The 12,803-nt window shown below is 55.8% G+C and carries 13 protein-coding genes and 1 tRNA gene; 3 read left to right on the top strand and 11 right to left on the bottom strand.

Annotated elements, in window-relative coordinates; translation table 11 throughout:
- Window positions 1–263: 263 nt before the first annotated feature.
- Window positions 264–1,952 (bottom strand): chaperonin GroEL, encoded by a 1,689-nt coding sequence (groL, locus tag BL107_RS04900; RefSeq protein WP_009789173.1) that lies wholly within the window; start codon window positions 1,950–1,952, stop codon window positions 264–266.
- A 129-nt stretch (window positions 1,953–2,081) separates the two neighbouring features.
- Here groL and BL107_RS12885 point away from each other — a divergent pair, with 129 nt between their 5' ends.
- On the top strand, window positions 2,082–2,258 hold the full coding sequence (locus BL107_RS12885; RefSeq protein WP_009789174.1) for a hypothetical protein: 177 nt from the start codon (window positions 2,082–2,084) through the stop codon (window positions 2,256–2,258).
- A 4-nt stretch (window positions 2,259–2,262) separates the two neighbouring features.
- On the opposite strand, the gene fabG is transcribed toward BL107_RS12885, so the two are convergent.
- The 3 genes from fabG to BL107_RS04915 are packed head-to-tail and all read right to left on the bottom strand — an operon-like array spanning window position 2,263 to window position 4,967.
- Complete coding sequence (fabG, locus tag BL107_RS04905; protein ID WP_037988112.1) at window positions 2,263–3,015, bottom strand: 3-oxoacyl-[acyl-carrier-protein] reductase; 753 nt, start codon at window positions 3,013–3,015, stop codon at window positions 2,263–2,265.
- Window positions 3,016–3,062: 47 nt separating this feature from the next.
- Window positions 3,063–4,121 (bottom strand): TrkA family potassium uptake protein, encoded by a 1,059-nt coding sequence (locus BL107_RS04910; RefSeq protein ID WP_006169827.1) that lies wholly within the window; start codon window positions 4,119–4,121, stop codon window positions 3,063–3,065.
- Window positions 4,122–4,133: 12 nt separating this feature from the next.
- On the bottom strand, window positions 4,134–4,967 hold the full coding sequence (locus BL107_RS04915; RefSeq protein ID WP_009789176.1) for a glycosyltransferase family 9 protein: 834 nt from the start codon (window positions 4,965–4,967) through the stop codon (window positions 4,134–4,136).
- A 73-nt stretch (window positions 4,968–5,040) separates the two neighbouring features.
- Between BL107_RS04915 and ispD the strand changes: the two genes are divergently transcribed.
- On the top strand, window positions 5,041–5,721 hold the full coding sequence (gene ispD, locus BL107_RS04920; protein WP_009789177.1) for a 2-C-methyl-D-erythritol 4-phosphate cytidylyltransferase: 681 nt from the start codon (window positions 5,041–5,043) through the stop codon (window positions 5,719–5,721).
- On the opposite strand, the gene BL107_RS04925 is transcribed toward ispD, so the two are convergent.
- Together BL107_RS04925 and BL107_RS04930 are read right to left on the bottom strand one after the other, a co-directional pair.
- Window positions 5,699–6,610, bottom strand: a complete 912-nt coding sequence (locus BL107_RS04925) for an LD-carboxypeptidase (protein ID WP_037988113.1) — start codon at window positions 6,608–6,610, stop codon at window positions 5,699–5,701. The genes ispD and BL107_RS04925 overlap by 23 nt on opposite strands.
- Entirely contained in the window at window positions 6,610–7,500 is an 891-nt protein-coding gene (locus BL107_RS04930) for a 4-hydroxybenzoate polyprenyltransferase (protein WP_009789179.1), read from the bottom strand. Before BL107_RS04930 ends, BL107_RS04925 begins: the two co-directional genes overlap by 1 nt.
- A gap of 87 nt (window positions 7,501–7,587) precedes the next feature.
- On the opposite strand from BL107_RS04930, the gene BL107_RS04935 reads away from it, so the two are divergent.
- On the top strand, window positions 7,588–9,234 hold the full coding sequence (locus BL107_RS04935) for a Ppx/GppA phosphatase family protein (RefSeq protein WP_009789180.1): 1,647 nt from the start codon (window positions 7,588–7,590) through the stop codon (window positions 9,232–9,234).
- On the opposite strand, the gene BL107_RS04940 is transcribed toward BL107_RS04935, so the two are convergent.
- The 5 genes from BL107_RS04940 to petA all read right to left on the bottom strand — a co-directional run.
- Window positions 9,212–10,033, bottom strand: coding sequence for a RodZ family helix-turn-helix domain-containing protein (locus BL107_RS04940; protein ID WP_009789181.1), 822 nt, complete (start codon window positions 10,031–10,033; stop codon window positions 9,212–9,214). The two genes, BL107_RS04935 and BL107_RS04940, sit on opposite strands and share 23 nt — an antisense overlap.
- Before the next feature lie 97 nt (window positions 10,034–10,130).
- Window positions 10,131–10,202 (bottom strand) — tRNA-Val (locus BL107_RS04945).
- A gap of 29 nt (window positions 10,203–10,231) precedes the next feature.
- Complete coding sequence (gene cobM, locus BL107_RS04950) at window positions 10,232–10,987, bottom strand: precorrin-4 C(11)-methyltransferase (protein WP_009789182.1); 756 nt, start codon at window positions 10,985–10,987, stop codon at window positions 10,232–10,234.
- A 32-nt stretch (window positions 10,988–11,019) separates the two neighbouring features.
- Window positions 11,020–11,862, bottom strand: coding sequence for a prolipoprotein diacylglyceryl transferase (gene lgt, locus BL107_RS04955; RefSeq protein WP_009789183.1), 843 nt, complete (start codon window positions 11,860–11,862; stop codon window positions 11,020–11,022).
- Window positions 11,863–11,867: 5 nt separating this feature from the next.
- The coding region (gene petA, locus BL107_RS04960; protein ID WP_009789184.1) for a cytochrome f at window positions 11,868–12,803 on the bottom strand (936 nt) is incomplete at its 5' end.

The raw sequence follows: 12,803 nt of genomic DNA on the forward strand, positions 1-12,803 counted from the left end.
GTTTATTTGGGTGCGATTATTATTAGATTAATTAGCCTTTTATTATCGATTTATATAATTATTGACCGTTAAAATCTTTAAAAATTATTTTCTATATTGCGACTCGGAATCCTCTAAGTGATGTGATTTCAGGGCGATTATAAGTTGTTTGCGCTGAATCTTGTTCATGATATTCAGCATCGGTTCCCATCGGAAGTATTGCCTGAGCTGCTAAGTGCTTCCGATGGGTTATCCATTGATGGGCTTGAAATCTCAGATCGAGATCACATCATTCCAGGCATGCCCATGCCGCCCATTCCAGGCATACCCATGCCGCCCATTCCACCCATGCCGCCCATGCCTCCCATGGGATCTTCGCCCCCAGCACCAGCAGGTGGTTCCGGCTCAGGTTTGTCTGCAATCACAACCTCAGTTGTGACCAACAGAGATGCAATCGACACCGCGTCCTGCACAGCCAGGCGAACAACTTTGGTGGCATCAACGATGCCAGTTGCCATCAAGTCTTCGTACACACCATTCAGGGCATTGAAGCCCTTGCCGCTTTGGCGCATCGTTTCGATCACCACATCACCGTTATGCCCTGCATTGGTAGCGATCTGGTGGATGGGTGCGGTGAGTGATCGCTGCACAATTTCCACGCCGGTGCGTTGATCGCCACTCAATTGCTCCGCCAGGGCGTTGAGGTCTTCAGCGAGCTGAAGCAACGTGCTGCCGCCTCCAGCGACGATTCCTTCTTCCACTGCGGCACGGGTGGCATTGAGGGCGTCTTCAATTCTCAATTTGCGGTTCTTCAGTTCGGTTTCTGTTGCAGCACCCACCTTGATGACGGCAACACCACCGGCCAGTTTGGCAATCCGCTCGTTCAGCTTTTCGCGGTCGTAATCCGACTCTGTCGCGTCGAGCTCTCGCTTGATTGCGGCAACGCGATTACTCACCGCTTCATGGTGATTGTCGTTCGCAACAATGGTGGTGCTCTCTTTGCTGATCGTCACCCTGCGTGCGTGACCAAGATCCTCAAGCGTCACCTTGTCGAGTGTCATCGCTTGGTCTTCGCTGATCAAGGTGCCGCCCGTGAGAATGGCGATATCAGCCAAGGCTGCTTTTCGACGGTCTCCGAAGGAAGGAGCACGCACAGCTGCCACTTGGAGGACACCGCGGCTCTTGTTCATCACCAAGGTGGCCAGGGCTTCCCCCTCGACTTCTTCCGAGAGGATTAAAAGCGGAGAGCCACTTTTTTGAACCGCTTCAAGAACGGGCACTAAATCGATCACGGTGCTGATCTTTCGATCAGTTAGCAGGATCAATGGATTCTCGAATTCACAAACCTGACGATCAGCATCCGTAACGAAATAAGGCGAGCTGTATCCGCGATCGAACGCCATGCCTTCGGTCACCTCCATTTCTGTGGCGAGCGATTTGGATTCTTCAACGGTGATCACGCCATCGACGCTGACCCGATCCATCGCTTCAGCGATCATCCGACCCACTTCTTCATCGCCACTGGAACTCACCGTGGCCACTTGTTGGATGGAATCACCTTCGACGGCCTTGCTTCGGCTCGCCAAACCGGCAACAACCTGTGCTGCCGCTTTCTCCATCCCTCGACGAAGCTCAACAGGGCTGGCTCCTGCTGCTGTGTTGCGTAGTCCTTCACGAACCATGGCCTGCGCCAACACCGTGGCCGTGGTGGTGCCGTCTCCAGCTTTGTCTTTGGTTCTTGATGCCACCTGTTGGATCAGTTTGGCGCCGAGATTTTCAAAAGGATCCTCTAACTCGATATCGCGTGCAATGGTGTCGCCGTCGTTAACGATGTCCGGGGCGCCAAATTTCTTTTCGAGAACGACGTTCCGCCCCTTGGGCCCGATGGTGACTCGGACAGCGTTAGCAAGAGCGTTCACACCACGCTCAAGGGAACTGCGTGATTCGTCGGAAAAAGAAAGAAGTTTGGCCATGATGGCAACTCAGCCGTCCGTCACTGTCCCATAGAGCACCGGCCTTTCAGGAACTGCAGGCTGGTGGGGATAGCCGAATCCTGCCCGATTTGAACTGCCTTGTCGCGCCAGTTTCATTAGGGTTCTCTCATGGCCGATTCAGGAGCACTGTTGTTTGTCCTTCTGGCGGCTTTGGCCGGCACGATGGCTCTTGTTTATGTGCCGTTGCGAATTTTTTTGACGGCAACAGCTCGGTTGCGTCGTCTCCGCTTGCTTCAGCAAATCCGTCGACTCCGCGAAGAGCTGGCTCAGCCCCTTGATTGCTGATGGGTTATGCCATCACCATTCCCCCGTCCACTTGGAGGACTTGTCCGGTGATGTAGGCCGCGGCTGGGTCCCCTGCGAGGAACCTCACCACCCCGGCCACCTGTTCCTGCGTCCCAAATGTCCCCAGGGGGATGTCTTTTAAAATCGCTGTGGCATCAAGGTCTTTTGTCATATCAGTGGCAATGAACCCTGGTGCCACGGCATTCACTGTGATCCCACGGCTCGCCAATTCTTTGGCGGTGCTGCGGGTGAGACCGATCACACCAGCTTTGGCTGCGGCGTAATTGGCTTGGCCGGCATTTCCCATTAAGCCCACCACAGAGGTGATGTTGATGATGCGGCCACTTTTTTGCTTCAGCATCGGCCGAGCAATGGCTCTGCAGCAGAGAAATACACCGGTGAGGTTGAGATCGATCACCGATTGCCAGTCGTCTGTTTTCATCCGCATTAACAGGCCATCCCGCGTGATCCCTGCGTTGTTCACCAGCACATCGATACGACCACTGCGATCCAAGACAGCTTTGATTAAGCCGTCCACATCGCTTTCAACCGAAACGTTCGCCTGGAGGGCATAAGCCTTTCCTCCAAGAGCTTCGATGGCGGTCACCACCTCATCGGCAGCAGCAGCGGAACTGGAGTAATTCACAACGACTTCGGCGCCAGCTTCGCCCAGTGCAAGAGCAATCGCTTTGCCGATGCCACGACCACCCCCCGTTACCAGAGCGGTCTGACCAGCAAGGGAGGTGGTGGGGGACATCGCAGAGCTGAAGATCGAAGGATCGTAGAGATCCGAGGCCTTTTCTCTCAACCCGGCATGGTTTCGATGCTGTCGACGGCGTCTCCGAGCAGTTGCTGAAATCGTGAGAGTTGGAGCTTGCTGCCAAGCACAATCAGGAGCTGGCCAGGAGCCAGTTCCATGTCGCCACCTGGGTTTGCGATGAGTTCTCCCTGATCACGGATCGCTATAACCAAGGCGCCGCTCCTTCGCCCAAGTTCCAATTCAGCCAAGCTGCGGCCTCGGATTGCTGAGAGATATTGAGGGTTATTGCTGAGTTGAAATTCTTCGATTTCAAAGTCAGACCCCGCCAACAGCTCCATGAAATCAAGCGCGAGGGGTCGAAGCGCTGATGCCGCCATGACTCGCCCCCCTGCGACGTAGGGACTCACAACGACTGATGCACCAGCAAGTCGAAGCTTCGCCGTGGCCTCATCACTGCTGGCACGAGCAATGAGCCGGCAATCGGTTCGAAGATCTCTTGCACTGAGAATCACGTACAGGTTGGAAGCATCTCCTGGAAGGGCTGCTACGAGGCTTTGGCAGCGTTCTAGGCCAGCATCCAGCAGTGTTTCGTCGAGGGTTGCATCCGCTTGCAGCACTTTTAATCCCTTGGATTCGGCAACATCGCGTCGATGCGAATCCGTTTCAATCACCACCAGGGGGATGTTGTCTCGCAACAGTTGGGCTGCGATCTCTTGGCCGATGCGTCCGTAGCCGCAAAGGATGACGTGATCATGCATGCGCTCCAGCATGCGATGGAAACGAAATTCTTTCACCCTTCGGAAGTAGCCAGATTCTTTGAGACCCAGGACGCGTTGAATCGCCAGCTGAACCACAACGAGTCCACCCACCACGATCAGAACGGTGACCAAGCGTCCCTGCGGGGACAGGGTTTCGACTTCTCCGTATCCAATGGTGCTAACCGTGATCAACACCATCCAGAGGCAGTCCCCCCAATCCCAGCCCTCCGTGAGGCGATAGCCGCTTGCTCCAGCAAGAATCAGCGTGGCAAGAGCCGTGAACGGCCCTCTCCAGGGGGCCGTTAATAATTTCAGTTGTGCCCTGGCTCTGCTTCTGCGGCTCATGCCGGTGCTCGTTTAGAAGCCGAGAGCATCCAAAACCTCCTGCTCAGTGAGTGAAGCCAAATCGGACCTCATTCCTAAACAGCGAATGTCGCCGCGCGGTGGGAAGTCGGTTGGGGTTGCTCCCAACGCCACGAGTGGGATTCCGCAGTAAACAGCTAACCGCTGCGTGATGGCACAGCTGCTAAGAACCACATCAGCGCAGGCCACGGCCGCGGCCCGTCGACGCATCGACAGGTTCAGATCCAAAGTGCTGGATCGCAGGGTCGCAAGACGTTTGGAGATGCTCTTCGGAAGTGCTAGCCACCTGTCTGAGGGCCAATCCTGATCCTCTGAGGATGGAGCAAGAATCAGCATCGGCCCATCCCCTTTGGGCTGGCTCGAGCGGGCCTCCTCGAGCTCTTGGCTTGGCAGGGCTAAGCGAAATGCATCGGCGTCAAGGTTGCAGCCGAGGGGGGAGAGGTAGGTCGAAAGCCGTTGAGCAGCAAAGCCGTCCCCGGCTTGAACTTGCTCCGTGCATGCAAATCCTGATGTCCCGATTCGACTTGGGATATGACTCATCGACAGCATCAGGTTGACCTGCTGTCCCTCGGCGAAATTGACGCAAACTTGAAAATCAGGTTCTCGCACATTGCCAAGCAAATTGGCCCAGTCAGCGAGGCTGGGGCCAGCTTCGAAGCCGAAGGGGAATACCTTCTCGACGCAGGGAAGCAGTTGCCAGGCGGCGCTGACTCCCGGGTCACAGGCCACAAATAGGGACGCGCCGAGTTGCTGGCAGAGGCTCTCGAGGGCGGGTAAACGATCCAGTTGGTCTTGGGACGAGCCAGGGCTGAGAGCAAGAACTCGCATCGATGCGCCGCGATCCAGGGTGCGAGCTGATTGTATGGAGAACGTTTCCGCCTGCTCGCGGCAGGAGTCGCTTGTGCATCTGTTAATTGCTGCGGCGGGGAGTGGTCGCCGCATGGGTGCGGATCGAAACAAGCTGCTGTTGCCTCTTTTTGGGCGGCCTTTGATCGCTTGGACAGTTGATGCAGCGTTGACGGCCACCGAAATTACTTGGATTGGAATCGTTGGCCAGGACATCGATCGAGCCGAGATCCTGGATGCTCTTGGCTCCGTGAAGAAACCTTTGGTTTGGATTCAGGGGGGGGCGACCCGCCAGGAATCCGTATTACGGGGTCTGGCCGGACTGCCAGAGGGGGCACGCCATGTGCTTATTCATGACGGTGCCAGGTGTTTGGTTCAACCAGACCTTTTTGATCGGTGTGCCGTGGCTGTGGAGGCTGGGTCGGCATTGATTGCTGCAACCCCAGTGACCGACACCATTAAGCGGGTGGATGAACACGGCATGATCCGTGACACGCCTGATCGTGCTGAACTTTGGGCTGCACAAACGCCACAAGGGTTTGAGGTGGAGCAGCTCCGTCAGGGCCATGCCAGAGCTCAAGCGGAGGGGTGGAGCGTGACGGACGATGCATCGCTTTTTGAGCGTTTGGGCTGGTCGGTGCAGGTTCTGGATGCTGGCCCTTCGAATATCAAGGTGACCACTCCCTTTGATCTCACGGTGGCTGAAGCAGTGCTCAGTTCAAGGACGACACCCTGAGTCGCCCTGCCTCGCCGTCCAGGTGAGCTTCAGCCCCTAAGGGAAGAGCTGCATTGCCGCATCGGTGTCCCACGGGGAGATCAAAAACCCTCGGAATGCCGAGGTCGGCTGTGCGTTCGTCCAGCACTTGATTCAGACTGAAACGCCGAGGCGGTGCTTGGTCGTTTGGGTCGTTGGTTGCTTCGTCGTCGCACCCTTCAAAATGTCCAAAGCCCAGTCCTGCAATTTCATTCAAGGCCCCGCACAACCGCCATTGGGTCAACATGCGATCGATGCGATATGGCGCTTCGCCAACGTCTTCAAAAATCAGAATGGCGTTGTGAAGGTTTGGGAAATGTGTGCTGCCTAAAAGGTGGGTCGCCACCGTGAGATTTGCCACGACTAAAGGCCCAGAGGCTTGTGCGCCCCCTGTGCCCCGTCCGTGAAGATCTGGGATCGCTTCACCGAATAGAAGTCTCCGTAAGCGTTCTTGACTCCACTCCGGTTCCGCCGCAAGCGTGGTGAGTAGTGGACCGTGGACGCTTCCTGCGAAGCCAGCGGCCAACCTTGCTAGGAGCAGTGCTGTGACGTCCGAGAAGCCCAGCAGCCATCCCGGCTGCCATGCAATCTTCTTTTCGAGCAACCGTGCCGCCCCCCATCCACCGCGGGCACAGGCCAACAAGGCCGTCTGCGCTTGCGGTTCTAAATCGGCCCGTCGCTCTTGATCATTCCCTGCGAGGTAACCCCAGTGGCGTTCGCTTAAAGCTTGTGGATGCACTCTTAGGCCCCAGCTTTCGAGGAGCTGGATCCCCTCGTTCAACCGCCCATCGCCGTCTAGGGCAGAACTGGCTGCCACGCAGGACACAGCATCGCCAGGTTTCAACGGTGATGCCGGCTGGAGCTTGGCCATCAGGTCCAAGCCCTTGCCAGGACCAGCCCGATCAGTAACAAACTTCCCACCTGGACCTGCCGGCTGAAATGACGCGCAAACAGCCCCATCGATGCTTTCTCACGCGTTAAGGGTGAGCAACTGACTTGCATCAAGACCGTGGCCATGAGCCAAAAGGGCCAAAACGGAGCGGCGACTTGGGCCGTTGTGGCAGCGATGGCCATGGAAAAACAGGTGAGCCCATAACAAATCCGAACGACTGACGTCGCAAACTCCCCCAAGCTCAGGGCGCTGCTGCGCAGGCCGATTTGGGCATCATCTCGTCGATCCGCCATGGCATAAACCGTGTCGAATCCAAAGGTCCACAGCAGGGTGGCGATCCAGCAACTAATCAGTGCTGGAGTCCAACTCAGTTGGCCTTCTGCAGCAGCCCATGGGATCAGCACTGCGAATCCCCAGCACAGGGCAAGAACGGCCTGGGGGAAAGCAAACCAGCGTTTGGCAGATGGATACAAAAGAATGGGCGGGAGGGCGGCGACCGCTAAGCCCAAGCACAGGCCCCGACTCTCATCGGACAGGCTCAGGACCACCCCCAGGCTGACGAGAAGCAGCAGAAGTAGCAGGCATAAGGCCTGGGGTCGTTGCAGGGCTCCACGCGCTAGGGGTCGAGCTTGGGTTCGTTCCACCTGACGATCGAACCCTTGGTCCCAAAGATCGTTGGCGATGCAGCCAGCTCCACTCACCGCAAGCCCCCCCACCAAAATCAGTCCAACCAATGAGGCACTGGGGGGAGCAGACGGCGTGAGCCAGAGAGACCACCCAGCAGGGATCAACAAAATGAGCCGCCCAGATGGTTTGTTCCAGCGGAGTAATTCGATCCAGGGGCGGAGGCTGGGGATGCTGCTATTCACAGTGAAAGAGATTTAAAAACGCGAGACATGGACTGATGGCCTTTGGAACCAGTGCCAGAGTGGATCCATGTCAGGCCAGCGTCGTTCATGTCGGAAGCTGAGACCGCTGATCTGACATCTGGAGACGGCCAGGGATTGACGTTGTCCCGTGGGATCAAGTCTGGAGGACTGAGGCGGGTTGGTGCGATTGATATCGGCACCAATTCGACGCATTTGTTGGTGGCCTCCGTGGATCCAGCCCTTCGCACCTTCAGCATCATTCAGGCGGAAAAGTCCACGACTCGTCTAGGAGAGCGCGATCCAGAGACGGGAGAACTGTCGGCTGCTGCGATGGAACGTGGCTTTAAAACGCTGCGTCGCTTCCTTGAATTAGCCAATAGTCATCAAGTTGAACAGGTGGTCACGGCCGCCACCAGTGCCGTAAGGGAGGCCCCCAATGGGCGCGATTTCCTTCAGAGCATTAAGGATGAGTTGGGGATTGAAGTGGATCTGGTCAGTGGGCCTGAGGAAGCTCGATTGATCTATCTCGGCGTGCTCTCGGGGATGTCGTTCGGAGAGAAGCCGCACCTACTCCTGGACATTGGCGGTGGCTCAACAGAGTTGACCTTGGCGGATAGCCGAGATGCCCGTGCGTTGACCAGTACCCGGGTGGGTGCAGTGCGCCTCCAACGGGATTTCATCAAGGAGGAGCCGTTGTCTCCGCAGCGACGCTCGTTTCTTCAAGCGTTCATTCAGGGTTCCCTAGAACCTGCTGTCGACAAGGTGCTTCGACGCATTAAATCTGGCGAAAAACCCGTTTTGGTGGCCACCAGCGGGACGGCGATGGCGATTGGTGCCCTCGCTGCTGTTGAAGACGACCGTCCGCCGCTCAAATTCCACGGTTACAAGGTGTCTCGCTCTCGTCTGGACCGGGTTGTCGAACGGTTGGTCGTCATGACTCCGGCGCAGCGGCGGGAGATGTCTGCCATTAATGATCGCCGCGCCGAAATCATTGTTCCGGGTGCATTGATTTTGCAAACCACGATGAAGATGCTGGCTGTCGATGGTCTTGTGCTCAGCGAGCGAGCCCTGCGCGAGGGTTTGATTGTGGATTGGATGTTGCGTCAGGGTCTGCTGGAAGACCGGTTCAGTTTCCAGAGCAGCATCCGTCAACGGACGGTGATTCATCAGGTGCAGCGGTTTGCTGTCAATCAGGAGCGGGCTGAGAAGGTCGCCTCCCATGCCCTCACCCTTTACGACAGGACTAAGGGCGTGATCCATCAAGACGATGGCCAAGGTCGGGAGCTGTTGTGGGCGGCGTCGATGCTGCATACCTGCGGCCAGCACATCAACCTCAGCGCTTATCACAAGCATTCTTGGTATCTCATTCGCCACGGAGAGCTACTGGGTTATTCCGAAGCAGAACATTTGATGGTGGCCGCCATTGCGCGCTATCACCGACGCAGCTTGCCTAAAAAACGCCATGAGTCATGGCAGGCTTTGGCAACCAGGGAGAATCGAAAATGTGTTGGTGAGATGGCGTTGTTGCTGAGACTTGCAGCGGCGATTGATCGTCGTCCCGATCCAGTCGTGATGTCCCTGGATGTCGAGGCATCTCAACATCAGCTTCGGATCGAGCTTGTTCCTGATCGATCCAATCGAGATTTGAGTTTGGAACAGTGGAGCTTGGAAAGTTGTGCTGAGACAGTGCAAGAAGCCTCGGGTGTGGAACTCAGCGTGAGCGTTCAGGATTAAGAGGCATCCACTGGATCTCGCTAATGGTTCCCAACACCCTCGGTTCACCATTGGCAACCGACACCACCACCAAGTCAGGACGCCCTGCATAGATTTCAACGTCATCAGGACCTTTGATGATTCGTTCCCCTTCCAAGATTCCCTCAAACTCGATTGTTCCCTGACGGCGGAGTGCGATCCAGCTGGGCTCTTTGCTGCTGAGCGTGATCGGACCTGAGTTAGGGAGTCCCTCTTCGTTGATGCTTGATGAAATAGGAGCATCTTTGGGCGCAGTCGTGAGGCCCTCCTGTTCCTGTTGCGAGGTGGTCGCTGTCTTGGCGGGGGCGATGACTGAATTGGATTGGGGCTGCTGGATGAGCGCAAGGAGCGCCGGCCGTTGGACCCACGCCAGTGCCCCAAGAGCTGCAGCTCCGATCAGGACAAACCATGTCCAAATGGCCTCACTCTCAGGTCGAGAGGGCGGTTGAGGGGGAAGAGAAATCGCTCCTTTTGCGGGCGTCACTCGCTCCTTTGCCCCGCCGCTGTCCGAAAGAGACCCGAGTGAGGAGACGAGGGCATCAGCATCAAGCTCTAGATGAGTACTGAGCCGCCTCACCATGGCTTTGATAAAGACAAGCTCAGGAAGTTTGTCCCTGTCGCCAGATTCCAGTGCGGCTAATTGTTCAATGCCCAAGTGCATCCGATCGGCCAGTTGCTCTTGACTCAGCCCTTTGGCAAGACGACGTTCAGAAAGCTGTTGTCCAACAAAGAGTAAACCTGAGTTTGACTCTTGATTGTTAGTGGGCGTCGAAACGTCCATGCAGTAATTGCATCAATCAATGAAATTATTTTACTAATTTTTTTTTAAAATGACACGTGACTTTTAGTGAGACACAGAAAGAAGCGTCCATGAAATATGGGCGATACTGGATTCGAACCAGTGACCCCTTCCGTGTGAAGGAAGTGCGCTACCACTGTGCTAATCGCCCGCACGATCCAATCTTAAACCACTGCGTAGTTAGGAACTCGGCCTAAACAGATGATCGTGGTCGGGTGAATAGAGGCGTGAACGTTGGGGGCCTCGAGCCAGTGCCGGGCTCACCAAGTACAGCGTTGTACGTATCAACGCATGTTCTTGGGTAAATGCTGTCATCTCCTCAAGGGAGATGACAGACAACAATTCATCAGGCCAGCTCACGCGATGCCCTACCGCCACAGGGGTGTCCGCTGGATAGTGTTTCAGCAGCGTGGTTTGCACCTCGTCCACGTGGCGAGCGCTGAGATAAAGGCAAAGGCTGGCCTTCAGGGCGGCAAGTCGATCCAATTCTTCGCTGTCTGGAACACCGGTGCGCCCACCTGCTCTCCCTAGAACGATGGTTTGCACGATTCCTGGAATCGTGAGTTCGCTCGCTAGGCCTGCGGCTGCTGCTTGATAAGCGCTGATGCCAGGCACAACCTCCACCGGAATGTTGTGGTCTGTGAGGGCGCAAATCTGTTCATTGATTGCGCTGTAGAGGGCTGTATCGCCGTCATGAAGTCGGACGACCCGTTTTCCGCTCTTTTGTCTGTCAACGAGAAGCGGGATCACCTCCTCCAAGGTCATCGTGCTGGTTCGGATCTTTTCGCATCCGTCCGGGGCAAGTTTGGGGATCCCAGGGCAAACGAGCGAATCCGTCCAGATCAAAACATCAGCAGACCGCAAGCGATCTGCTGCCCGCAGGGTCAAAAGATCCGAGGCTCCTGGGCCGGCTCCAACGAAACTGACGGGATGCATGGGGCTGATGGATGCAAGCTATGAGCTTGGCTTCAGTTGGGTCGAAAGCCTGGATCTGGTAAGAGTTTCTTCCGGCCATAGAGCCACCAAAGGCCGAGGCCTCCTGCAAAAGCAAGCACTCCACTCATGAGTTGGGCAATGCGGAGACCGCCTTCACAAGCTGGTGGGAGAGCACCGATGCAAAGGGAGTCGATGCGTAGGCCTTCAATCCAAACCCGGCCCAGGCTGTAACCCACCAAGTAAATGCAGCTCATTGCACCGGCAGGAAGCTTGTTGAGATGCTCAGCCCCCCATCGAAATAGAAGGATTAAAATGATAAATAGGGCAAAATTCCAGAGTGATTCGTACAAGAAAGTTGGGTGGAAAAAATCTTGATTGATGTAAATTATTGGTCTATTTTGTTCTGGAATGAAAAGTTTCCAAGGTAGATCTGTTGGGATTCCGAAGGCCTCTGAGTTGAAAAAGTTGCCCCAGCGTCCAATGGCTTGTCCAAGGGCCACGGAAGGAACAAGAACATCAAGCACATCCCAGAAGGATTGTTGACGCCATCGGCAGAACAGAACCAGCGTGAGAGTTCCAGCAATTAAGGCGCCATGAATTGCGATGCCACCTTCCCAAATTGCGAGCGCCTTTAGGGGCGTGGCTGCATAGTTATGCCACTCAAAGGCAACGTAATAGATCCGTGCTCCAATCACGGAGAACAACACAAGTAAGGGGAGCAGGTCGCTGACTAGCCCGTTTTCAAGCTTGCGCTGTTGTGCGAGTGCGCTCGAGAGGTTGAGCCCGATCAAGACAGCTGCTGCAATCAGCAGCCCATACCAACGCAAAACAAAAGGCCCGAACTGAAACAGCTCGGGCCCAGGAGAAGCAAACATTTGGCTTAGAAGTTGCCTTCAGCGGCTTGCACTTTTTCAATTTGCCGCTTCTTCAGCACCAACATGATTTGTGCGATAGCAACCGCAGCGAAGAAGGCGAGTAAGCCGTAGATGCGAACAGGATTCTGGAGAACAATCTCAGCGTCCACCTGGCCGAATCCACCCACGTTTGGATCGTTGGTGATGGCATCACCAGCTGCAACGGTGTCGCCCACATTCACCAGCAGCTGGGGACCAACTGGGATGGTTTCGCTTGTACTGGTGCCATCAGCAGCCTGGATGGTGACGACACTGGCCCCGTTGTCACCTGCATCGATTGAAGCAACTTTGCCTTCGGCTGGAGCGGTGAAGACGGTGTTGTTGCTCTTTTCACCGGTTGGATAAACCTGGCCGCGGCCACGGTTTCCACCCACATGAATTTGGTACTTACCAAAGTGGATATTGCTGTCGGTGGCGGGATCAGGCGAGAGAACAGGGAAAACGATTTCTTGGTTTTGATCGCCAGGAATCGGACCCACAAGCAGGATGTTGGGCTGTTCGTCGCTGTACTGGGTGAAATAGACCCCTTCGGTTTCCTCCTTGATTTCATCCGTCCAGCGGTCTTGAGGGGCCAAGGTGAAGCCATCGGGAAGCATCACGACGGCACCAACTTGCAGTTGGACTTCGCTGCCATCCGCACCAATTTCCTTGATTCCCTCTTCGTAGGGAACTTTCACGCTCGCCGTGAACACGCTGTCTGGGAGCACCGATTGAGGTACCTCAGCTTGGGTGAGCTTTTTGGCGAGGTGGCAGTTGGCGCAAACGATTTTGCCGGTAGCTTCCCTGGGACTGTCGTAGTTCTGCTGGGCCCAGAACGGATACGCCCAGCTTGCGCCTGGGGCAATCAGCAGCGCTAGGCCGATAACCAGCGAACCGAGAACAAGAGAGAGATGGCGACGCAT

Origin of the sequence: Synechococcus sp. BL107, assembly GCF_000153805.1 — a bacterium.
Taxonomy (GTDB): domain Bacteria; phylum Cyanobacteriota; class Cyanobacteriia; order PCC-6307; family Cyanobiaceae; genus Parasynechococcus.